Annotated in this window: 26 protein-coding genes; 22 read left to right on the top strand and 4 right to left on the bottom strand. The window is 70.1% G+C overall.

Going from position 1 to position 20,104, the window contains the following annotated elements; genetic code table 11:
• The 3 genes from ACIO3O_RS37490 to ACIO3O_RS37480 all read left to right on the top strand — a co-directional run.
• Positions 1-218 (top strand): hypothetical protein (locus ACIO3O_RS37490; protein WP_401753728.1); only part of this gene is annotated, 218 nt, incomplete at its 5' end.
• Entirely contained in the window at positions 215-418 is a 204-nt protein-coding gene (locus tag ACIO3O_RS37485) for a hypothetical protein (protein ID WP_401753726.1), read from the top strand. The genes ACIO3O_RS37490 and ACIO3O_RS37485, both read left to right, overlap by 4 nt.
• A 2-nt stretch (positions 419-420) precedes the next feature.
• Positions 421-1,557: a tyrosine-type recombinase/integrase gene (locus ACIO3O_RS37480; RefSeq protein WP_401753724.1), complete on the top strand. Its 1,137-nt coding sequence runs from the start codon at positions 421-423 to the stop codon at positions 1,555-1,557.
• 72 nt (positions 1,558-1,629) lie between these two features.
• Here the strand turns inward: ACIO3O_RS37480 and ACIO3O_RS37475 are convergent, their stop codons facing one another.
• On the bottom strand, positions 1,630-1,857 hold the full coding sequence (locus tag ACIO3O_RS37475; RefSeq protein ID WP_401753722.1) for a hypothetical protein: 228 nt from the start codon (positions 1,855-1,857) through the stop codon (positions 1,630-1,632).
• Positions 1,858-1,995: 138 nt separating this feature from the next.
• Between ACIO3O_RS37475 and ACIO3O_RS37470 the strand changes: the two genes are divergently transcribed.
• Both ACIO3O_RS37470 and ACIO3O_RS37465 read left to right on the top strand, forming a co-directional pair.
• Positions 1,996-2,229, top strand: coding sequence for an antitoxin MazE7 (locus tag ACIO3O_RS37470; RefSeq protein ID WP_401753720.1), 234 nt, complete (start codon positions 1,996-1,998; stop codon positions 2,227-2,229).
• A gap of 3 nt (positions 2,230-2,232) precedes the next feature.
• On the top strand, positions 2,233-2,616 hold the full coding sequence (locus tag ACIO3O_RS37465) for a toxin Doc (protein WP_401753718.1): 384 nt from the start codon (positions 2,233-2,235) through the stop codon (positions 2,614-2,616).
• 15 nt (positions 2,617-2,631) lie between these two features.
• Here the strand turns inward: ACIO3O_RS37465 and ACIO3O_RS37460 are convergent, their stop codons facing one another.
• The 3 genes from ACIO3O_RS37460 to ACIO3O_RS37450 all read right to left on the bottom strand — a co-directional run bounded on the left by ACIO3O_RS37460 (position 2,632) and on the right by ACIO3O_RS37450 (position 4,775).
• Positions 2,632-3,507, bottom strand: a complete 876-nt coding sequence (locus tag ACIO3O_RS37460; protein WP_401753716.1) for an ATP-dependent DNA ligase — start codon at positions 3,505-3,507, stop codon at positions 2,632-2,634.
• 180 nt (positions 3,508-3,687) lie between these two features.
• On the bottom strand, positions 3,688-3,873 hold the full coding sequence (locus ACIO3O_RS37455) for a DUF397 domain-containing protein (protein WP_401753714.1): 186 nt from the start codon (positions 3,871-3,873) through the stop codon (positions 3,688-3,690).
• Positions 3,870-4,775, bottom strand: coding sequence for a helix-turn-helix domain-containing protein (locus tag ACIO3O_RS37450; protein WP_401753712.1), 906 nt, complete (start codon positions 4,773-4,775; stop codon positions 3,870-3,872). The genes ACIO3O_RS37455 and ACIO3O_RS37450 overlap by 4 nt, the downstream gene beginning before the upstream one ends.
• Before the next feature lie 357 nt (positions 4,776-5,132).
• Here ACIO3O_RS37450 and ACIO3O_RS37445 point away from each other — a divergent pair, with 357 nt between their 5' ends.
• The 17 genes from ACIO3O_RS37445 to ACIO3O_RS37365 all read left to right on the top strand — a co-directional run bounded on the left by ACIO3O_RS37445 (position 5,133) and on the right by ACIO3O_RS37365 (position 20,095).
• The gene (locus tag ACIO3O_RS37445; RefSeq protein WP_401753710.1) at positions 5,133-5,648 is read left to right on the top strand and encodes an ATP-binding protein; all 516 of its coding nucleotides are present in this window, start codon (positions 5,133-5,135) and stop codon (positions 5,646-5,648) included.
• Complete coding sequence (locus ACIO3O_RS37440) at positions 5,648-6,442, top strand: hypothetical protein (RefSeq protein WP_401753708.1); 795 nt, start codon at positions 5,648-5,650, stop codon at positions 6,440-6,442. Before ACIO3O_RS37445 ends, ACIO3O_RS37440 begins: the two co-directional genes overlap by 1 nt.
• Positions 6,439-6,654, top strand: coding sequence for a hypothetical protein (locus tag ACIO3O_RS37435; protein WP_401753706.1), 216 nt, complete (start codon positions 6,439-6,441; stop codon positions 6,652-6,654). The genes ACIO3O_RS37440 and ACIO3O_RS37435 overlap by 4 nt, the downstream gene beginning before the upstream one ends.
• Before the next feature lie 73 nt (positions 6,655-6,727).
• The gene (locus tag ACIO3O_RS37430; protein WP_401753704.1) at positions 6,728-6,928 is read left to right on the top strand and encodes a hypothetical protein; all 201 of its coding nucleotides are present in this window, start codon (positions 6,728-6,730) and stop codon (positions 6,926-6,928) included.
• 234 nt (positions 6,929-7,162) lie between these two features.
• On the top strand, positions 7,163-7,675 hold the full coding sequence (locus tag ACIO3O_RS37425) for a hypothetical protein (RefSeq protein WP_401753702.1): 513 nt from the start codon (positions 7,163-7,165) through the stop codon (positions 7,673-7,675).
• Positions 7,672-7,869 (top strand): DUF5999 family protein, encoded by a 198-nt coding sequence (locus ACIO3O_RS37420; RefSeq protein ID WP_401753700.1) that lies wholly within the window; start codon positions 7,672-7,674, stop codon positions 7,867-7,869. The genes ACIO3O_RS37425 and ACIO3O_RS37420 overlap by 4 nt, the downstream gene beginning before the upstream one ends.
• Entirely contained in the window at positions 7,866-8,348 is a 483-nt protein-coding gene (locus ACIO3O_RS37415) for a GntR family transcriptional regulator (RefSeq protein ID WP_401753698.1), read from the top strand. The genes ACIO3O_RS37420 and ACIO3O_RS37415 overlap by 4 nt, the downstream gene beginning before the upstream one ends.
• Positions 8,345-8,782, top strand: a complete 438-nt coding sequence (locus tag ACIO3O_RS37410) for a DUF6082 family protein (protein ID WP_401753697.1) — start codon at positions 8,345-8,347, stop codon at positions 8,780-8,782. Before ACIO3O_RS37415 ends, ACIO3O_RS37410 begins: the two co-directional genes overlap by 4 nt.
• 157 nt (positions 8,783-8,939) lie before the next feature.
• Positions 8,940-10,151, top strand: coding sequence for a methyltransferase, FxLD system (gene fxlM, locus ACIO3O_RS37405; RefSeq protein ID WP_401753696.1), 1,212 nt, complete (start codon positions 8,940-8,942; stop codon positions 10,149-10,151).
• 76 nt (positions 10,152-10,227) lie between these two features.
• The gene (locus tag ACIO3O_RS37400; protein WP_401753694.1) at positions 10,228-10,407 is read left to right on the top strand and encodes an FxLD family lanthipeptide; all 180 of its coding nucleotides are present in this window, start codon (positions 10,228-10,230) and stop codon (positions 10,405-10,407) included.
• Between the two features lie 94 nt (positions 10,408-10,501).
• Entirely contained in the window at positions 10,502-13,489 is a 2,988-nt protein-coding gene (locus ACIO3O_RS37395) for a lantibiotic dehydratase (protein WP_401753692.1), read from the top strand.
• Positions 13,486-14,727 carry a lanthionine synthetase C family protein gene (locus ACIO3O_RS37390; RefSeq protein WP_401753690.1) on the top strand — a complete coding sequence of 414 codons (1,242 nt, stop codon included), beginning with the start codon at positions 13,486-13,488 and terminating at the stop codon, positions 14,725-14,727. Before ACIO3O_RS37395 ends, ACIO3O_RS37390 begins: the two co-directional genes overlap by 4 nt.
• A 16-nt stretch (positions 14,728-14,743) precedes the next feature.
• The gene (locus tag ACIO3O_RS37385) at positions 14,744-15,562 is read left to right on the top strand and encodes a thiopeptide-type bacteriocin biosynthesis protein (RefSeq protein WP_401753689.1); all 819 of its coding nucleotides are present in this window, start codon (positions 14,744-14,746) and stop codon (positions 15,560-15,562) included.
• Positions 15,559-16,662, top strand: a complete 1,104-nt coding sequence (locus ACIO3O_RS37380) for a hypothetical protein (RefSeq protein ID WP_401753687.1) — start codon at positions 15,559-15,561, stop codon at positions 16,660-16,662. Before ACIO3O_RS37385 ends, ACIO3O_RS37380 begins: the two co-directional genes overlap by 4 nt.
• A 145-nt stretch (positions 16,663-16,807) precedes the next feature.
• Positions 16,808-17,278 (top strand): hypothetical protein, encoded by a 471-nt coding sequence (locus ACIO3O_RS37375; RefSeq protein WP_401753685.1) that lies wholly within the window; start codon positions 16,808-16,810, stop codon positions 17,276-17,278.
• A gap of 40 nt (positions 17,279-17,318) precedes the next feature.
• Entirely contained in the window at positions 17,319-17,651 is a 333-nt protein-coding gene (locus tag ACIO3O_RS37370; RefSeq protein WP_401753683.1) for a hypothetical protein, read from the top strand.
• Positions 17,651-20,095, top strand: a complete 2,445-nt coding sequence (locus tag ACIO3O_RS37365; protein WP_401753681.1) for a phage portal protein — start codon at positions 17,651-17,653, stop codon at positions 20,093-20,095. Before ACIO3O_RS37370 ends, ACIO3O_RS37365 begins: the two co-directional genes overlap by 1 nt.
• Positions 20,096-20,104: the final 9 nt, after the last annotated feature.

Raw genomic sequence — 20,104 nt, 5'->3', positions numbered from 1 at the left:
GCCTCCGGAGAACCTGCATGAACACCGAACCCACCCCGGCACTCCCGCCCTCCCTGTCGCTGTGGCCCGAGGACTACGTCCCTGCCCCCCAGGACATCGAGCAGCGCCTCGTCGACGTGCTCACCAGCGACGAGGCGCTCACCGCGGACGCGGCACGCCACCTGGTCGACGCCCACCGGCGCCACCTGCTGAACACCATGCCCCAGGAGAGCTCGTGAAGCCCGCCACCGACGTGCTGCGCACCCGCGCGGCCGAGCTGGAAAGCCGGGTCCCCCCGGCGACCGCTGGCCCACGGACCGACGACGAGCACCTCTTCCTGGAGAAGGCCGCCGCCTTGCGCGCCGAGGCCAATGCCCTCGACGCCGCCGCGTCGTGCGGCCACGAGGCGCTGCTGGGTCACCAAGAGCCGGAGGCCTGACCGTGAGCCACCCCGCTCCGGAGCCCGCGGACGAGATCGTCGACGCCGAGCTGGTCGACGACGCCGAGCTCGCGCTGGTGTCGCCACCCTCCGTACGGCTGCGGGTGACCACGCACACCGTGCTGCGTCCCGGCCAAGCGCTGCCCACCGACGACGACGCTCCCCGGTACTCCACCCGCGATCTCTACGTCTCCCCGGAGACCGCCGCGGCCATGACCGGCACCGACGCGGAACCGCCGCCCATGGCCGCCTTCCGCACCTGGTGCGCGGAGGAAGGGCGCGTCGCCGTTCCCTGCACCACCGCCACCTTCACGGACTACGGCCACTCCCTCATGCGCCGCGGCCTGAAGATCAGCACCATCCGGAACTACATGAGCCTGATCCGCACCACCATGCCGCCGGGCGAGCGGCCAGACAACAGCCTCTTCCTGGAGCTGCTGGCCGACTACCGCCGCACCAACAAGCGGGCCGTGCGCACGAAGCGGGCGTTCCCGCTCACCATCGCCTACACCCGGGCGCTCTGTGCGCGTGCCGAGCAGGACGGGCGACCGATCGGCGTGCGCGACGCCGCCCTGTTCGCCTTCTCCTACCGGTTCCTGGCGCGCAGCGACGAAAACGTCAACCTCGACATCGAGGACCTGACCGTCCTGGACGACCGGATCGAGGTGTGGCTGGCCAAGGACAAGACCCACCAGAACGAGGACCAGAACCTGGTCCTGATGGACCGGTCAGACCTTCGGATGGTCCCCCGGATGCGGGCCTGGCTCGCCCACCTCGCCGCCTGCGGCGTCACCGGCGGCCCGCTGTTCATCCACCTGATGAAGAACGGTCTCCCCGCCTCCGGGTTCCGCGAAAGCGTCGCCACCGAGCGCGGTGCCTACCTGCGCCCCAAAACCGTCGACGAACGCCTCAAGTTCTGGTGGGCGCGGGCCGGACTCGTCTCCGACGGCCGCCCCGTCTCCTCCCAGGGGTTCCGCGCGGGCGCGGCCACCGACCTTGCCGAGCACGGCGCGGACGGCAAGACCATCGCCAAGGCCGGCCGGTGGAACGAGAACTCCACCATCCCCGACCGCGTGTACGTACGCCCCGCGAAGGCGGCAAACCACGACCCCTTCGACGTCATTCCCCTGCACCCGTAGCGGGCGCTCTAGCGACTGTCAGTGCTGTCGGGCAGGGTAGGACTCAACGCGATGGCGCCCCGCCACACCTGCCTAGCGCCCCCCGCTGCGCCCACGGCGCTGTCGGTCATCCTCGATGAGCTGTCGCAGTACAGGGCACTGCTTGAGGTCTGCCGCCTGCTCAGCTTTTGCGCGCAGGAGTTCGGCGGCCTCGATCAGCGGCCGTCCGGCGTTGAGTGCGAAGTGGGGAGCAGGACTCGTGTGCTGGAGCTCGTCGAGCCGGTCGGAATCGGCGGCGATGCGGAGCATAGTGGTGACCATCTCCACCTCAGTCTCAGTTGCCTGCTGTCCCTGCTGCATGTCGAGAGTCTAGGTTCTCCTGCGGGGGTAGCCCACAGGAGCGTGGCCGCCTCTCAGGGCACTGTTCAGGCATAGAGGAGAGCGGCCATACTCGGAGACATGGCCGACTTGCACATCGACGACACGACGAAGCAGACCCTGGAGAGCCTTGCCGCCGTCGCCGGGCTACCTCTCCCCGACTACGTTGCCCAGCTCGCCGCGGAGAAGGAGCGCGAACAGGCGCTCGCGGTGGGGGCCGCGGCCTTCCGCCGCGTCACCGGCGACCCGGCGACGGCCGTCGCGTTCGACGCCGAGTTCGGTGCCCCCCACCCCAGCGCCACCCGGGCGGCCTGACCTGTGCCTGCCGAGTACCACATCGACTACCGCTGGCTCCTGGAGCGTCAGGAGGAGATCCTCCCGCACGACCTGGACGTGGCCGACTACTCCGTGCTCGTCGGCATGGCGGCCCGGCACAAGGTCGATCCGCCCCGCCACGACTACCACCACCCCGACGCCTACTGGCGGGCCGCCGTCCTCTTGCAGGAGTGCGTACTGCTGCGCCCCCTCCCCTCGCGCAACGAGCTCTACGGCTACGGGCTGGCCATCGCCTACCTGGAGCTCTCCGGGGAGCGGGTCGACACCGCGGTCGAACTCTGGCGGGATCTGATCAACAACATCCGCGACCTGATGGTCGACTCGTACCAGATCGCCGAACGCATCAGGACGTGGCGGACCACGTAGCTGCCGAGGGGTGCGTCAGTCGCGAACGCGGGTGACAACAACGGTTGGGTGCCGTGTGGTGCCCGCCTCGACCTCCACGAGCAGACCCGGGGCGCAGGGCGTGTAGCGCTCGCCCTTCTCGGTGCGGGTGGACGGCTGCGGGTCGTCGTCCTTCAGATGCGCGGCCACGTCCACGCGCACGGGTGCGGTGATGCGCCGGCTGAAGGCGAGGGTGCCGTCGGGGAGGCGGACGACGAGCGCCAAGGGGTGCGCGCGGGTGCCGGTGTGGCCGACGACGGGGCAGTCAATGGTGTCGTGATGGCGCAACTTCCACCAGCCGCCGGTGCGCCGCCCGGCCGGATAGGCACCGTCGAGGCGTTTGATGCACAGGCCCTCAATCCCAATCGGGCGCAGGCCCGCGTACCAGGTGAGTGCCTCCTCGGGGTCCTCGGTCATCGGGACCGGCTGCAACGGCGGGCCGAGCGGCGTCAGCAGCTCGACCAGGCGGGCGCGCCGCTCCCGGTACGGACGCCGGGTCACGTCGATCCCGCCGACGTCGCGCAGGATGTCGAACGCGGCGTAGGACGCCGGCAGCGACCGGATGAGCGCAGCCGCGCGTGCGGCCCCGGCCGCGGCGCGCTGTTGTACCGCACCGAAGTCCAGCACGCCGTTGCGGTAGATCACCGCCTCACCGTCCAGCAACACACCAGGTTCCAGGTCCATGGCCGCGACCGCGAGATCCATCCAGGACGAGGTGACGATCCGGTTGGCCTTCGACCTGACGATGACGCTGGTCGGGGTTCGCTCCAGCGTAGTTCGATGCCCGTCGAACTTAGGTTCAAACGCGAGATCGGGCCCGCGTGGCAGCGAGTCGACCGCCTGGGCCAGGGCGAGCGTGATCGGCGAGTCCATAGGTCCAGAGTCGCTGTGCGCGTCCCCGCTCACCTGCGGAGATAGTCCAGAAGCGTTGCCGGTGCCGGAGTGAGGAATTCGGGACTCTGGCGGCTGCTAGCACCGTCGGGCAGGGTAGGACTCAACGCGATGGCGCCCACCCCACGTCGCTTGGGATGGGCGCCATCGCTGCGCGGGGAACTACCGCGGCAAGTTGCTGATGAACGCCGTCCAAGACGCAGACGACACACTGATGCCGGGGATCGACGTGTCCTTCGAGTCCCTGACGTGGACAACGGAGGGGACGACGCCGACCTCCACGCACTGACCGCCCTGGTCATTGCTATATGACGACGTGAACCAGTCAAGGCTGTCAGGATCGGTCATTTGAACTCCTTAATTGCGTTCTCGATCATGCTCAGGGATTCTTCGTAACCCGGAGCAAGTGCTTGGAGATCACTGAAGGCCGACTCGTAGCTCCGGACATCCGGCTCACGTCGGGAGACGCCTGCGCCGGTCAGGTTTTCGAGGTACACGATCGGCCTCAGCGGATCTGGGAGCCGCAGAAGCGTGAAAGCCCCGTTCATCCCGGGGTGGGTACCGAGGTCAAAGGGGACAACCTGCACTTTGACGTTGGGCGTGGTCTTGACCAGGTTGATGATGTGCGCGAATTGATCACGCATGACTTCCGGGCTGCCGACCCGGCGGCGGAGCACGGCCTCGTTGAGCACCGCCGTAAGTTCCAACGGATGCGTGCTCCGGTGGAGCACTTCCTGCCTGGTGATACGGACAGATACCCGTCGGTCGATCTCGGCAGCCGAGAACCCCGCGTTCGTGCGCGCGAGGATGGAGCGGATGTACGCCTCGGTCTGTAGCAAGCCCGGGACGAACTCGTTCTCATAGTTCTCCAGGCTTTCGGCCACGGCTTCGAGGCCGAGATAGGCCATGAAGCCGGGAGGAACAGCGTCCCGGATGTCCTGCCGCTGGAACCAGTCGCGCTTCGTCTTGGTGACCGTGGCGTAGCCGACCATCACCCTGGTGTCTTCTTCTGGGACCTGGTAGATGGAGCAGAGGGCCATGACGTCTGCGGGCTGCACGATGCCACTGTCCGCGGTCTCCAGGCGCGTCAGCTTGGACGGTGCACACGAGAGTGTGCGTGCGACCTGCGCGGCAGTGAGGCCGGCCGCGATGCGGAACTTGCGGAGTTCCACGGCCAGCATGACGCGGCACAGTGCAGGTGATGCAGATTCGATCTGTGGCTCGACTGGCTTCTCGTCGGTTACTGCCATCCACCCTCCCCCTTCGATGTGACACACAGTCTGACGCGGAACATTCGAGCTGCGCAACGAAACTTCCGCCATCGCGCGGAACGTTCGAGTGATTTCAGCAACTCCCCTTCCTAGCACGGAAGTTCGCCCTAGAAATTTTTACGTGGAATTCCGTGTAGACGGTTCCACGGTAGCCGGTCGGCTGCCATGCTGAACCCAGTGGAGGACATTGGGTGTCCGCACACACACCCTCTGTGATCTTGACGAGCGGTCAGCGGCGAATCCCGCGACGCGCTTGTGTACCGCCCGGAGCCACCTCCCGCTGTCCGGGCCCGAGGGCGCAAGTCCTTCTCGGAGAACTGGGAGTAGGTACGCACGATGACGTCCGTCCTCGAAGCAGATCCCGATACAGAGTCCGACATCGACAGGTTCGAGTTGGTGCTTGGTGAGCGGCTGGAAGTCGCGGACTTCAGCTACCGGATGGACACCGAGCGCACTGCCCCTGACGACGACGCCCCGGGCGGCGGCCTGTCGATGCGGGCCTGCAGCTACCCCGGCCGCGCGCGCCGAGCGTGTGTCGCGGTCATGAACCGGCGCCACCTGGACGCGTACGCCGACCGCATGGGGCTGCTGGTCAGCGAGCTGGTCACCAATGCGGTCCAGCACGCTCTGGAGGACGAGATCCGGGTGTGCCTGGAGATCGGTACGGAGGCCCTGGTGCTGATGGTCCGAAGCGGCTCCGCGGGCGAAGCCCGGCGCCGGCTGCCTTCGGACACCGAGGAGAGCGGGCGCGGCCTGTGGCTGGTCGAGGAGATGGCCGACCGGTACGGGACTTCCGACGACGGCGCGTGGGCCTGCTGCGCGGTGTACCTCCCGCACGAGGAGGCTTCCTGATGGCCGCCTACGACCTGCGAGCGGTTCGGGGCCTGCCCCATACCGCGCAATCCGTCCACCGCCCTGTCGACGGAGCTGCCCGGCCGTCGGGTGACGAGGTCCGTCTCCTGCTGGACGCCTGGAACCTCGGCGACGACGCGCGCGACCCCCTGGCCGGCACCCTCGCGGAGGACGTGATGGAGGTCTACGCCGAGTTGGTCGACAACGCGTTGGTCCACGGGACGCCGCACGAATTCGGCACCGTCTGCGCCACGATCCGTGGCGAGTCCGACAAGGTGCTGATCGCCGTCGAGGACAGCTCGGTCGACGTGCCGCTCCCCCGCGACAGGGAGACGCGCAGCGGCGGCCTGTTCCGGGTCTGGGACTCGATCGTGGTGCGCGGCGGCAAGTGGAGCGTCCAGGAACTGCCGTCCGGCAAGAAGGTCACGGCCGTCCTGCCACGCCTGGCAGCTCCGGCCTACTCCGCCCCCGAGACGGTCGTCCGAGCCACGAGCGAGGACATCCCGGTCGGCCCCGAGGAACTCCCTACGTTGATGCGCGACTTGCGCTTCTACATCTACCTGCAAGCCCTTGATGTGCGCGCCCGACACCGGGGCCACGACGAACCGCATGACCTGGTGGAGCTGCTGCAACGGGCCCGAACGGTGTGCTCGGTGCCGGCGTACCCGCTGGTCGGCCCTCTGGCCGGGCTGGGCGTCGGCGGCATGCGCGAGCAGGTGCGTCGGCTGGAGGAAGCTGCGGCGGTCCTGGCCGGATTCCGGCTCCAGCCGACGCTGGCGGAGGGAACACGGTGACCCTCGACGACGCGCGCCTTCCCCTACCGGTACGGGGGCAGCAGGACGTCCCCCGGTGGGACGCGGCACGGGCTGCTCTTCCGCACCAGGGGTCTCTCGGCAGCTCCCTCTTCCTCCCGGGCATCCCCGCGGTCGGCGCGCAGAACCCGTGTGCCGGACACGCGAGCCGCATGAATGCGGTGCGGGTCATCGACGAGGAGGCGGCATCGTGAGCGACACCGGCTTAGCAATTCTCGTCGTCTTCGGCCTGATCGCGGTCTACGGGCAGAAGTGGCAGGGCCGGAAATGACCGCACCCGCCACACGTCCCTTCCACCGCCTTCGCTGGGCGGTACGGCACCCAGTGCGCACGCTGCGCCGCAACCACGACAAGTCGGTGAGCGCCTTCGGCTTCGGGCTGCTCATGGTCACGATCGTCGGACTCTTCCTCGCTGCGGTGGGGCTCTGGGTGTGGTCCATGCCCTGGCCCGAGCACACCGTCCCCTGACTGGTCGTCTGCGTACTGCTGCTTCGAGCGTCGTACGCAGACGGCCCCCAACGGGCCCCGCCTCTGGTCTGCTCCCCGTTCCCTGATCCCGGGTGGAGGCCACAGGAAGGGGCGCGGCGCCGGTCCCCGCAAGCGCATCCGCGAAGCGCGTGGGGACAGGGCGCCCCGGCCGCCCCCTGCGGGAGCGGGGCGGCCGGCCGACCACCCGGTACTGGAGATCGAAGGAGCGCGAACATGACGGCGCAGACCACGGCCCCCGTGGCGTACTCGGCCGAGGTACAGACCTGGCAGGACCAGGTGCAGACGGCGGTCCACGAGATCCGCCTGCTGGCCCGTAGGCATGGTCCCGGCGGACGCATCCCGACCTTGCTGGAGCTCCGGGGCGAGCTGCCGGGGTTGTCCCTGCACGTGATACGAGCCGCACTTCAGACGCTGAGCCGCGAGGGGGTGCTGGCCCGGTACGGGCGAGTCACCCGGGTCCTGGGCCCGGACGAGATCCACCCCGACGACCAGGCGCTGGTGGCCACGGTGCGCTCGGACATTGAGGTGGGCCGCTACCGACCGGGTTACGCCCTGCCCACGGGCCTGCTGTCCTACGTCTTCGGCCACGACCGGGCAGAAACGCACCGTGCCCTGCGCCACCTGGTCCAGGAGGGGCGGCTGCGCCGCCTCTGCGCCGAGTCCGGTCCGCACGGGCCCGGCTACTACATAAGCCCGTCCCCCGACCTCGAATCGAGGCAGAAGTGACCCTCTGCCAGCACCACGTGCCGTGCCCCTCCGCCGAATCCAACGATCGTGAGCGCGCCCTTCCGCGTGCCCAGCATCCGGAACAGGGCTGGAGCTTGCTTTGCAACGGTGTACTCCTGTTCGAGGACACGGGTGAACTCCTGCCGAACGGACAGATCATCGCCCCGTACCGGCCTGCGGTGGGTGCGGCATGAAGGGCACCGTGCCGCTGTGCCCGAAGTGGGCGCGTGCCGTGCAGTTCATCCGCCGCCGGATCGCGGACGGCACCTACCAGGCAGGCGAACCCTTGCCCCCCTCGCGTCAGCTTCGCCGCGTGTGCGGCATCAGCGAGGGGACGCTCCACAAGGCGCTCCACCACCTCGCCAACGAGGGCCTGGTGCAGCCCGGCAGACAAGGGGGGCAGGGCGCTTACGTGCTCGCCGTCCCCCGGGCTCCGACCGCGGACGTAGTGGTCGCGCGCACCCTGCAAGACCACATCACCCAGGGCGTCTACGAGCCCGGCATGTCCATCCCGCTCAACAAGGTCGCCCTCGACCTGGACGAAGACCTGCGCGTCGTCCGCGCCGCCGCGCGCCTGCTGCACGGCGAAGGACTCGCAAGCATCCGGTCCTCCGGCGGCGGCCCCTTCCTCATCATCACCTCCAACCCCACAACTACAGGGAGTCACGCATGATCCGCACCCGCACCACCAGCAACGTCCTGCTGGCCGCCGCCGTCGCGGTAGGCGCTGCCCACACCGTCCTCTCCGCTCGCGACCGCCGCCACCAGACCTACCTGACAGCCGCCCGCCACCATCTGGCCCTCCTGACCGACGCCGGCAGCTACGGCAGCCACCTGATGGACGGGTTGGATGAGGACGAGCAGAGGAAGCTCCTCGACAACAACGCGTGGGTGAGCTTCTGGGCGGCCCAGTTCAAGGTCGGCATCCTCAGCCGCGCGCACCTGCGCACGCAGGCCGACCGCTTCCTCGACAGTGAGGCGGGGCGCGACTACTGGGCTTGGGCCCGCTCCTCCTGGGACCAGGCGCCGAACGGCCACTACTTCCGTGCGGTGCGAGTGGTGTTCGACGAGGCGGCCGAGGCGCGTACGCCGGGCCTTGCCGCCTGACCTCCTGCCTCGCTTTTCGGCCGAACTCCAAAAGCCTCCTGACGCGCCGCTGCGTAGCGCTCCTGCCTCCCCCGGATCTCGCTAGCGTCGATCCAAGACCAGTGAACAGGCCGCGTATCCACCGCAGTTGACTCGCTCACCACGAAGGGACCCCACTATGACCGATGCACAATCCTCCGCCGAGGTACAGCAGCTTCGAGGCGAGATGGTGCGCCTGCTCCGGCTGGAAGACGCGATCGTCTCCGACCCCGTCGAAGCAGCGTTCGCCGCAGTGCCCCGGCACCTGTTCGCGCCGGGCACACCGCTGGCGAAGTCGTACGACCCGCACGGCATCGTGGAGGCCAAGCGGGACTCGAACGGCCTGATCACCAGCGTGATGTCGGCCGCGCACCTCCAGGCGGTGATGCTGGAGCAGCTCGGCGTCGAACCCGGCATGAAGGTCATGGAGATCGGCTCGGGCGGATACAACGCGGCGCTCCTCCAGGAGCTCGTCGGTGAATCCGGCCAGGTCACCACGGTGGACATCGACCCCGACATCACCAGCCTGGCCTCCAGGTGCCTCAAGGAAGCCGGGTACGACCGGGTGAAGGTCGTCCTCGCCGACGGCGAGAACGGCGTGCCCGACGGGGCCCCGTACGACAGGATCGTGATCACCGCGGCGGCGTGGGACATCCCGCCGGCGTGGCTGGAGCAGCTCGGCGAGCACGGGCGGCTCGTCGTCCCGCTGCGGCTGCGCGGGGTGACCCGCTCGATCGGATTCGACCGCGACGGGGAGAACCTTCTCGGCCAGTCGTACCGGCTGGCGCACTTCGTGCCCATGCAGGGCGAAGGCACCGCACAAGAGCGCAAGGCGATGCTGCGCGACGGGGTCGCCATCCACACCGATGATCCGTCCACACCGCTGAACGCGCAGGCACTGAACGCGGCGCTGGACACCCCGCGGGTAGTGCAGTGGTCCGGGGAGGCGAACGACCTCCCCGACGAGCTGGATCTCTTCCTGTCGCTCAACCTCCCGGCGCTGGCCCGGCTGCACGCGTCGAAGGACGTCGTCGAGCAGGACACGGTCGGGGCATCGGCCCTGCTGGGCGTGCCCACCCTGGTGTCCGAGGACAGCCTCGCCTACCGGATGCGCCGCGAGAACCCTGACACCGACGGCTACGAGAGCGGCGTGTACGCCCACGGGCCGCAGGCCGAAGCCCTGGCGCAGCAGTACGTGGCCCTGCTCCAGCGGTGGGCCCAGGACTATCGCCGCCGGGGTGCCGCCACTTTCCGATACCTGCCGGGCCTGTCCGCGGGCGTGGCCTCGGACCCCAAGCCCCAGGCGACCGTGATCAAGCCGCACGGCACCGTCACCGTCACCTGGCAGTAAGACCCCGCGGCCGCGCGCCAGCCATCGCGTGCGCGGCACCGGGACCATGCACCACCCACCACTCAAGGAGGAACGCATGACCGCTCGACTGGAGAACCCGATATCCCAGAGCGCCGAGGCCCCGGCCACGGACGTCGACGACTGGACGCTCGACGTCACCATCGTCGAGGGCGGCGCGGCTGCCGACCAGCTCATCCGGCTGACGGACGACGGATGCAACTCGACGTGCGGAACGGCATGCACCACCTGCCCGTAACGGCGCTCAGCACCACACGCTGACAACGCGGTGCCCGGCCACCCCCGGATGTTCCGGGTGCGGCCGGGCACCGCCCACCCCGGGGAGGAGCCCGATGTACGGACGAATAGATGCAGCGGTCGTACGGGCCTCGGTCTGGCGGCCGGATCACCACATCGGCCCCTGGCCGGACCTGATCGGCCCGCACGCCACCGCTCCGGCCTGGCGGGCATGGCTGCGACAAGCCGCGCAGGCACCCGGATTCCTGGACGCAATCGAGGTCGCCGCCCCGCACCTCGCCGACCAGATCCGGCTGTTGAGCACCGACCGGCCCGCACCGGAACGGACCGTGCGGCGCACCCTGATCTCCGTGCTGCGCTACCTGCTGCGCGCCCGAACCCGCGCCACCCCGTTCGGCCTGTTTGCCGGCGTGGGACCCGCCCGCTTCGGCAACGCCCCGCTCTTGCGGACCGGCATCGACAACCGGCCCGTGCCGCGGCCGGATTCCGCCTGGGTCGACAAGCTCGTCGGTGCCCTGCACGAGCACGAGGGCCTACGAGCGGGCCTGGTGCTGCTCGCCTCCGATCTCGCAGTTGAACGCGACGGACATCTCGTCGTCGAGCACGTGCCGCGCAGTACGTCCGAGGCGACCTACGCGCACATCAGCGTCCGGGCCACTCCCCCGGTACAAGGCGCACTGGCGGCCGCCCGCTCGCCGATCCTGTGGGCCGACCTGCGGGCCAAACTCTCCACCGACTTCCCCGACGTCCCCGAGCAGAGGATCGACACCCTCCTTGCCGGGCTGGTGCAGCAGCACCTGCTGCTCACGAGTCTGCAACCGGCGGCCACCGCACCCGATCCGCTGGACGAGATCCTGGCGGCTCTGGAGAAGGCGGACGCAGCCGAGGCACCCGACTTGCGTGAGGTCACATCGGCGCTGCGGAACCACCAGCCCGCCCGCGCCAAGGACGCGATGGCGCGCCTCCTGCCCTCCGCAGCCCCCACGCTTGCCGTCGACCTGCACCTGAATTGGGATCTCGTGATCCCCGACGCGGTTGCCGCCGAAGCGGCCGAAGCGGCGGCCGCACTCGTACGGTCCGGCCCGCGTCCCGCGCTCAGCAGCGGCTGGATGGCCTGGCACCACCGGTTCCTGGACCGGTATGGGCCCGGGGCCGTAGTGCCGCTTCACGACGTACTGGACGCCCTGGGCTACCCGTCCGGATACCTGGGGTCCACGGCCGCACCCACGGGCACGACGGTGACCGACCGCGACAAACTCCTGCTGAGGATCGCCCACGACGCAGCGGTGCGGCGACGCCGTGAAGTCCCCCTCGACGACGCGACTCTCTCCCTGCTGGGCAACGTACCCGCCGGAACGCCAATTCAGCCGAGCACCGAGCTGACCGTACGCATCGACTCCAGCAGCCTCCTCGCGCTGGGCCGCGGCGAGTTCACCTTGCACGTCACCGGCGTCGCACGCGAAGCCGGGACCATGACCGGCCGCTTCCTTCCCCTGTTGGAAGAGAAGGACCGCGCCCGGATGATGACCGCGTACGCCGAACTGCCTGCCATACACAAGAACGCCCTGCACGCCCAGATCAGCACCGCCTCCCTCGGCCGGGCGGCCAACGTCGCCCGCGTCCCGCAGGCCGCCCACCTGCTGCTCTCACTCGGCGAGTTCCATGAAGGCGGGCCCGGCCGACTCCCGCTTGCGGACGTCGCCGTCACCGCCGACGCCAACCGCCTGCATCTGGTCTCCCTCACCCACCAGCGCCCCGTGCACACCCGCCTGCTGCACGCCGTGGACCTGGCCCACCACACCCACCCCCTGGCCCGGTTCCTCTTCGAAGCCCCAGTGGCGCTGGCCGCCCCCTGCACAGGGTTCTCCTGGGGCCCGGCCGCCTCCGCCCTGCCCTTCCTCCCCGCCCTGCGCTACGGCCGCACCGTCTTGTCCCCGGCCCGCTGGACACTGGACGCCACCTCGTTGCCGAACGCCCGCGCCCGATGGCCGCAGTGGGCGAACGCCCTGGCCACCTGGCAACAGAGCGTCAACCTCCCCGAGCGGGTACACCTGGGCCAGGGCGACCAGGGGATCGGCCTTGACCTGACGGAGCCCACCCACCAGGCCCTGCTGCGGGCCCACCTGGACCGCCACGGCACAGCAACCCTGCGGCCCGCCCCAGAACAGGCCGCCATGAAATGGATGGGGGGACGCGCCCACGAGATCGTCCTCCCCCTGGCCTCCACCACTACGCCGCTGCCTCCGGTCCGGTGGCCCGGCCGCGTTGCACCGCGCGCGCACGGGCACCTGCCCGGCAACGGCACCTGGCTCCACCTGAAGCTCTATGGGCACCCTGACCGCCAGAGCACCCTCCTGACCCGGCACCTGGCGCCCAACCTCGGCGACCTGAAGGTCCGCTGGTGGTTCGTGCGCTACCGCAAGCCCGAGGACCACCTCCGGGTTCGCCTCGCCGTCCCACCTCACCGAGTCGGGCCCCTGATGGAGGCGGTCGGGGCGTGGACGCGGCGACTCCAGGAGAACGGCCTGATCACCGGCACGACATGGGACACCTACTACCCCGAGACCGACCGCTTCGGTGGTCCCGCCGCGATGGACGCCGCCGAGCGGTTCTTCGTCGCGGACTCCCGCGCCGTCGTCGCCCAACTGGCCGCCCAGGAAGGCACGAACACCATCGACGCACAGGCCATGACCGCCGCGAGCATGGTCGACATCGCCACCGGGCTCCTCGGAGAGCGCACCCAGGCACTGCACTGGATCGTCGCGAATACCCGCACCGGGCCCACTCCCCCGCCCCGCACCGTCCACGATCAGGCCGTCGCCCTGGTCGCCGCCGGCCCCTCCTCCTCACTGCTCGGGGCGCACATCCCGGCGCGCTGGGAGGCACGCCGGGAGGCCCTTGCCGACTACCGCCGGGCGCTGGAACAGGCCGGAACTCTCCAGCCCTCTGCGGTGCTGCCTGACCTCCTGCACCTGCACCAGGCCCGCACCGACGGCCCCGACCACGCCCAGGAAGCCACCCACCTCCACCTGGCCCGTGCCGCCGCACTCAGCCGGATTGCGCGAGAGACGAGGAAGCCGTGACAACGACCGTCACCAGGTCCGAAGCGCTGGACGCCGCCGACCGTGTGGCCGAAGGCCTCGCAACCCCGGCACAGGCCTGGCCCGGCGGGCGACCGTCCGGCGGACGCTCCTGGCCGCAGTCCCTGGGCGGCGGCGCGGCGGGCATCGCCGTCCTGCACATCGAGCGCGCCCGCACCGGCCACGCCGACTGGCGAACCGCCCACACCTGGCTGGCCACCGCCGTGAAGGACGAGATCAGCGCGGCCGCCAACGCGAACCTGTACTTCGGCGCTCCGGCCCTGGCGTTCGTCGTCCACCTCGCGGACAGCGCCACCCACCGATACGGCACAGTCCTCACGCACCTGGACGACGCCACCGAGAAGGTCACCCACGCCCGCCTCCGTGAAGCGCACGCCCGCCTCGACCGCGGCGAGCGCCCCCTGATGGCGGACTTCGACCAGATCCGGGGCCTCTCCGGGCTCGGCGCCTACCACCTGAGCCGACACCCCGACCACCCAGTCACCCGCGACGTCCTGTCCTACCTGGTCCGCCTCACCCACACCACGCTGCCCGACGGCCGCGGGCTGCCGCCGTGGTGGACGAGCGTCGCCCCCAACGGCGAACCAAGTTCCCGGTACCCCCACGGGCACGGCAACGTCGGGCTCTCCCACGGCATCGGCTCCGCACTGACCCTCATGTCCCTCGCCCTCCAGCACGAGGTAACCGTGCCGGGCCTGACGGAAGCGATCGTCACGGTCTGCGCCTGGACGGATCAGTGGCAGCAGGGCACCGACAACGCCCCCTGGTGGCCCGGCTTCCTCACCATCGAGAACGCCCTCCGTACGGAACCACCCGCGCAGCCGCGCCCCTCCTGGTGCTACGGCGTCACCGGCACCGCCCGCGCGCAGCAGTTGGCCGGTCTCGCCCTCAACGAGCCCGCCCGCGTGCACACCGCCGAGAGCGCCCTCCTGGCGGTCCTGCGCGACGCCGACCAACTGGCGCGCCTTCCCGAGGTCGGGCTGTGCCACGGCATCGCCGGACTCCTGCACACCGCTCGCAGGATGGCGGACCAGACACAGAATCCCGAGATCGCAGCGGAACTTCCCCGCCTGGCACATCAGCTCGTCACCGCCCTCGAAGCGCCCGGCCTCGACCCAGAGTTCCTTGACGGAGCAGCCGGCGCCGCCCTCGCCCTGCACTCGCTCGGCGTTCAGCACATCCCGGCCCCGCACTGGGACACCTGCCTCGCCCTTGCCTGACCTCCTGGAGACCGTTGTGAACTGGCACCAGACGAACCTGGCCTTCCCCCAGTGGGCGCACGCGGAGGACACCGCCCTCGCCCATCTCGCCCCCCTGCTGTGCAAGGCCGAGGACGACGGCACGATCGCCGAGTGGTTCATCGTCCGCAAGCACCCCTGCTGGCGCGTGCGCTTCCTCGCCCCGGAGTTCCCGGCAACCACCGCGGCGGGCCTGGACGCGCTCAACGCCGCCGGGCACCTCAACGGATGGGTGCGGGTCGTCTACGAGCCCGAAGTCCGCGCGTTCGGGGGAACTGCGGCTATGGACGTCGCCCACCGGCTCTTCCACCACGACAGCCGACACCTGCTGACCCACCTACAGCGCATCGGCAAGCACCGGCGGGAGACCTCGCTCCTCCTGTGCAGCCTCCTGATGCGCTCCGCCGGACTGGACTGGTACGAGCAGGGCGACGTCTGGGCCCGCGTGTCAGAGCACAGGGAAGAGCCGCCCGCCCTGGACGCCGCACAGGCCACGGTGCTGCACCAGGCGGTGCTGCGCCTCCTCACCGTGGACAGCCAGACCCAGATTCAGGCAGGCACCGGGCCCCTGGCCGGTGCCGCCCCTTGGGCACAGGCCTACACGAGCGCCGGGCAGGACCTGGCCCACCTGAACGCCACGGGAGGACTGCGCCGCGGGCTTCGTGACGTCCTCGCCCACCACGTGATCTTCGCCTGGAACCGTGCCGGGCTGCCCCACCTCACGCAGGCCGCCCTCGCCGCGGCCGCCACCACCGTCACTCTCGGACCCGACCCCACCACCGGCCCGGCTCCCACCCCGTCCCCGACGATCCGGTGAACCCCCTCGACCCGCGCGGTGCCCCCGCCCAGCGCTTCCCGCTCGTACCGAGGCAGCGTCCCGCCTGCCTTCCCCTGCCCGCCCGCCTGCGCGCCCTGACGGACCTCGCCGACAGAGCCGTGGGCCGGGCCGACCCGGTACTCGCCTCGACCACCCACAACCAGGCCGCCTTGCTCGCCTCCGACCTTGCCCTCCCCGACCTCGCCCGGGACCTGTGCCACCAGCACGCCCGCGCACTCCTGGGTTCCTGCCCCCTGCCGGCCAAGGGCGCCATCCGCGCTCTGGAGCCCCTCGTCAACCTCGCCCGGCTTCAGATCCGCGCCCAGCAAGGCCAGCACGGACACCACCTTCTTCTAGACCTGTACGAAGCCGTCCGCACGGGCACGTCCGTGACGCTCGACGACATCACCGTGCCGGCCAACCTCACGGCGACGGCCAAGGACCGGCACACCGTGTGCGAGTGGTTGTGGCGCGTCCTCCTCGGCGACGGCACTCGTGCCTTCACCAGCGGCGGGCGGTGGGCTGAGGCACTCGCACACCTCCAAGAGCACAAAGGGGTCGGCATGCGGATGCTGGACGGGCGCCAAGTCGCCGTGATCGCCGCCCTCACCGCAAGCGACGCGAGCGCGGCCGCCGAACTCCTGGAGACCACCGCCCCCGGCGAGCTCTGGGAGCAGGCAGTAGCGGCCTGCCTCACCGCACTCCTCCACCCGCCCGACAAGCCGGCCATCTGGCGGCTGATCGGTGAAGCCCTCACGCTGGAGACGGAGCCCGGCACCGCCGTCTTCCACATCCGGCTCCGCCTGACGATCTTGGACCTCGCCGGAGACGCCCGGGAACACGAATTCGCAGCACGCCGCGTCGTCGACGGACTGCACCGATTCACCATGTGGGCGAACGACGGCTACGCCGCCCGAGAGAGCCTCTCCCACCCCGTCTTCAACTCCCTGGCCACCGAGCAGCAACGCGCGGACTGCCGCGCCCTCGTGACCACATGCGCACTTGGGACGGGACAGCTCCTCGACCGCGAGTACGCACAGCTCATGCACGCCGTGCACGCGAGCGGGAACCTCCTGCGGAATCCCACGCACCACGCATGAGGCATCGCGACCCAGCACCGTTCATGCAGCCAGGCGAAACCTATCCAAATCGGATAGGGGTGTAACAGATCGCGCCCACCGACGTTGGTGGCGGTGAAGGGGTTGAGCTCTTACGTCAACCCCACCACGGCGCCTCGGAGGAACGGTGACGATAGCCCCACCTGTCGCAATCTCCCGGCGGCCCAACGGACAGGAACCCCTGCTCGCCTGGCTCGCCCCGGAACCCCCCACGGAACTGAAGGCCACCCCCGCCCCGCCCACCCCCATCAAGCCTCGACGAGACCTCTCCCACAAGTGGGTCGTTGCCGCCGAAGTCCAGGTCACCCCACGGATTGCTGGCGTCGCTGACTCCCGCGGCAGCTTCAAATCGGTTGAAGGCCAGCGCATCGACGCCCTAGAGGTGTACTGCAGCGGTTGCCGCCGCCCGTACGACGAGGCGAAGGGCACGGACTGCGCCGCGAAGATCGACAACCGGCACCTGATCGGAGGCGACCAGGCCACCCGCGCGAAGCGGAACGTCCCCGTGCCACCGCCGAACGCCCGGATCATCCCCGGGGGCAACGTGCAGCGGCGCGGCCTCACCGCCTACGTCTCTGGAGTGTCCCGCACACGCTGAGCACGCGACACTAACGCCGCCCGCTGTTTTCGTGCGGCCCGTGACTACTCCGCGAACCTCCTGGGCCGTCGCCCGCGAAGCTGCCGGTCTCCTGCTGACCGCCGTCGGCGTGCTCGGCGTTCTCGTGGCACTGAGCTCACTGCACTGGGCCGCCGGACTCATCGCCGCAGCAGCCGGTATGACCTCATCCGGCCTGATCGTCCGCCGCTCCCCGTCCCGGCTGGCCCGCCTTGCCGGGACGGGCGCCGCCGTCACCGGGTACGGGGTGCTGACCGGCTGCGCGTTCAGCTACTCCGATCCCTTGGGCTGGCTCGCGGCGAGCCTGGCGGCAGGCGTGGCCGGTATCTGGCTCGCCAGCCGTGAGGGGGCCTGATGCCCCGCCAATTCCTCCCCGCCCTACGAGGACTGCTCCTCCCCCGGCAGCTCGACACCACCGTCTCCGCCACGCCTGTGGAGACGAAGAGCTTCAACCCAGGAAACGGCTTCGCGTCCATGACGTACGCAGGCGTCACGAACGTCTGGGGCACCGAAGGCCGCGCGGACGGCTGGGACATGGATCGCGTCATCGTCGACGGGTACGAGCGATCCATCTGGACATTCAAGGCCGTCGAGTCGATCAGCAAGCACGCCAGCGAACTACCCGTCCAGATCGGCCGCGGCGGCGACGAACGGCGCTTCGAAGAAACCCTCGACGACCACCCCCTGCTCCGCCTCCTCAACACCCGTGCCAACCCCATGGAGACCGGGGACATCTTCAAGAAGAGGCTGAGCGCGCAGCTCCTGCTCAGCAAGAAGGGCGTCTTCGTCGAGAAGACGTACTCCCGTGGCGGCACTCTCACCCGCGTAGACCTTCTGCCGCCCGACCGCGTGGAGATCGTCCCGGACCCGTACGGCGACTACATCCGCCACTTCCAGTTCACCAGCCGCGCCGGCGTCGTGCGCGAACTCCCGCCCGAGCGCGTCGTGTGGCTCAGGGACCCCCACCCCACCGATCCCTTCTCCGGCGTGACCCCGCTGGAAGCGGCAGGTCTCTCGGTCGACCTCGACGTCAAGGCCCGCACCTACAACATCTCCTTCATCGACAACGATGGTCGCCCCGGCGGAGTGCTCGGCATCGACGTCGACGGCGTCGACTCCCGAGAGATCGACCGCATCCAGCAACGACTCGCGACCGGCGCCCATCACGCCGGAGAGATCGCGATCGTCGGCACCGGGCCTGGCGGCCTCAACTACCTCGACACGTCCATACGCCCCCGGGAGATGGCCTACGAGACGCTCTCGGCGACGTCCAAGGGCGAGATCCTGGCCGCGTTCGGCGTCCCGGAAAGCGTCATCGGCAACGCGAGCGAGCGGACGTACGCGAACGCGGACCGGGAAGAGTGGACGTTCTGGGACCACACCGCCCTCCCCCACCTCAACTTGATCGCGTCCGGCTTCGACTCCGAGCTGGACGACGGTTGGACGGTCCGCTTCGACACGCAGCGCGTCCAGGCCCTCGAATTCCCCCGCCGCCAGGAACGCGAGGAAGCCCGTGCAGAGTTCAACGCCGGGCTGATCTCGATCGACGAGTACCGGGAGATCGCCGGACGCCCCGCGTTCGGTGTGGCACAGTCCAGGGCCCTGTGGATCAGCCCGCAGAAGGCCCCGGTACCCGCCAACGAGCAGGACGCCGCCGCGCTCGGCCTGGGCCCGCAAGATGGCCTCGGAGGCATGCCCGACGAGGGGGCACCCCCCGCCCTGGAGACCGGTGACCGGTCGGCGGCCGCCACCGTCGCCGACGCCCGCGAACAGGGCCCCGGCGGTGACGCAGCGGCCGCGGTTGCTGCAGCACGCTCCGACCTTCCCGCGCCTTCACCCGCTGGCACCGCCGCCGATGCCGTCGACCAAGCCCGCGCCACGACAGCGCAGAGTCTGCCTGGGGACGCTGCGGCAGTCGTCGCCCAAGCACGCGAGTCCCTCGCCAGCTCAGTTCCCGGCGACGCGGCCGACGACGTGCTCGCCGCCAGAACGGCGGTGGAGAGCAAGTCGTACCCCGCCAATGGGTACGAGGTCACCGACGACGACTTCGACACGCTCGCGCACACCGTCGCCACCACACTGACCGCCGTCCTCGCCCGGCAGCAGGGCGTCATCACCGCCCGCCTTCACGCACCGAAGATCCGCAAGAACACCCGGTACTGGGAACCCGACGGCACACACGATCTCCGCCAGGGCGAGGGGCCCCTCAGTGGGGAACGCGTCGTGAGCGCCCCCCGCTGGTCCGAGGAAGTCGCCAACACCCTCGCCCCTGTCCTGACACAGGCCGCTGCGGTCACCGCGGCGAACGTCGGCCAGACCCTCACCGGCACCGCGGCCGTGCCCCCGGCCGCCGCCGGAGCAGCGCTCCTTGCCGCCGCGCAGGCCGGCACCGCGATCTCCGCCTTCCTGGCCCGGCTCGCCGAAGAACTCCAGCAGGCACAGAAGGACTTCCCCACGCTGGAGGATCTGGCCGCCGCGGTGACCGCCTACTACGCGACCGCCGGGCCAGCGCTCGTCGAACGCCTGGCCGAAGCAACTGCGGTCGCCACCATCAACGGTGCTGCCGAGTCTGCCGCGGAGAGCGCGGGCTCCAACGTCGTACGGGCCTGGGTCACCCGAGGCGACGACCGCGTCCGCCCCGCACACAAGGCCCTGCACGGCACCGTGCTCCCCGTCGGCACCCCGTACACCGTCAACGGATTCACACTGCGCTACCCCGGCGACCCGTTCGCACCGACCGCCCTCACCATCAACTGCCGCTGCCGACTCCACTACTCCACAGCAGGTGAGCGGCCCTGAACACCTACC

The sequence above is a fragment of the Streptomyces sp. NPDC087440 genome (genome assembly GCF_044744005.1).
Lineage (GTDB): Bacteria > Actinomycetota > Actinomycetes > Streptomycetales > Streptomycetaceae > Streptomyces.
Note: the sequence above shows the minus strand (reverse complement) of the source record. Positions and strands in the feature narration are given on the sequence as shown.

Bases quoted from the DNA above. Each gene is read 5' to 3' on its own strand.
- ACIO3O_RS37475 (WP_401753722.1), bottom strand. From the start codon at position 1,857: ATGGTCACCACTATGCTCCGCATCGCCGCCGATTCCGACCGGCTCGAC.
- ACIO3O_RS37470 (WP_401753720.1), top strand. From the start codon at position 1,996: ATGGCCGACTTGCACATCGACGACACGACGAAGCAGACCCTGGAGAGC.
- ACIO3O_RS37460 (WP_401753716.1), bottom strand. From the start codon at position 3,507: ATGGACTCGCCGATCACGCTCGCCCTGGCCCAGGCGGTCGACTCGCTG.
- ACIO3O_RS37455 (WP_401753714.1), bottom strand. From the start codon at position 3,873: ATGACCGATCCTGACAGCCTTGACTGGTTCACGTCGTCATATAGCAAT.
- ACIO3O_RS37450 (WP_401753712.1), bottom strand. From the start codon at position 4,775: ATGGCAGTAACCGACGAGAAGCCAGTCGAGCCACAGATCGAATCTGCA.
- ACIO3O_RS37445 (WP_401753710.1), top strand. From the start codon at position 5,133: ATGACGTCCGTCCTCGAAGCAGATCCCGATACAGAGTCCGACATCGAC.
- ACIO3O_RS37440 (WP_401753708.1), top strand. From the start codon at position 5,648: ATGGCCGCCTACGACCTGCGAGCGGTTCGGGGCCTGCCCCATACCGCG.
- ACIO3O_RS37430 (WP_401753704.1), top strand. From the start codon at position 6,728: ATGACCGCACCCGCCACACGTCCCTTCCACCGCCTTCGCTGGGCGGTA.
- ACIO3O_RS37425 (WP_401753702.1), top strand. From the start codon at position 7,163: ATGACGGCGCAGACCACGGCCCCCGTGGCGTACTCGGCCGAGGTACAG.
- ACIO3O_RS37415 (WP_401753698.1), top strand. From the start codon at position 7,866: ATGAAGGGCACCGTGCCGCTGTGCCCGAAGTGGGCGCGTGCCGTGCAG.
- ACIO3O_RS37410 (WP_401753697.1), top strand. From the start codon at position 8,345: ATGATCCGCACCCGCACCACCAGCAACGTCCTGCTGGCCGCCGCCGTC.
- fxlM (WP_401753696.1), top strand. From the start codon at position 8,940: ATGACCGATGCACAATCCTCCGCCGAGGTACAGCAGCTTCGAGGCGAG.
- ACIO3O_RS37400 (WP_401753694.1), top strand. From the start codon at position 10,228: ATGACCGCTCGACTGGAGAACCCGATATCCCAGAGCGCCGAGGCCCCG.
- ACIO3O_RS37395 (WP_401753692.1), top strand. From the start codon at position 10,502: ATGTACGGACGAATAGATGCAGCGGTCGTACGGGCCTCGGTCTGGCGG.
- ACIO3O_RS37365 (WP_401753681.1), top strand. From the start codon at position 17,651: ATGCCCCGCCAATTCCTCCCCGCCCTACGAGGACTGCTCCTCCCCCGG.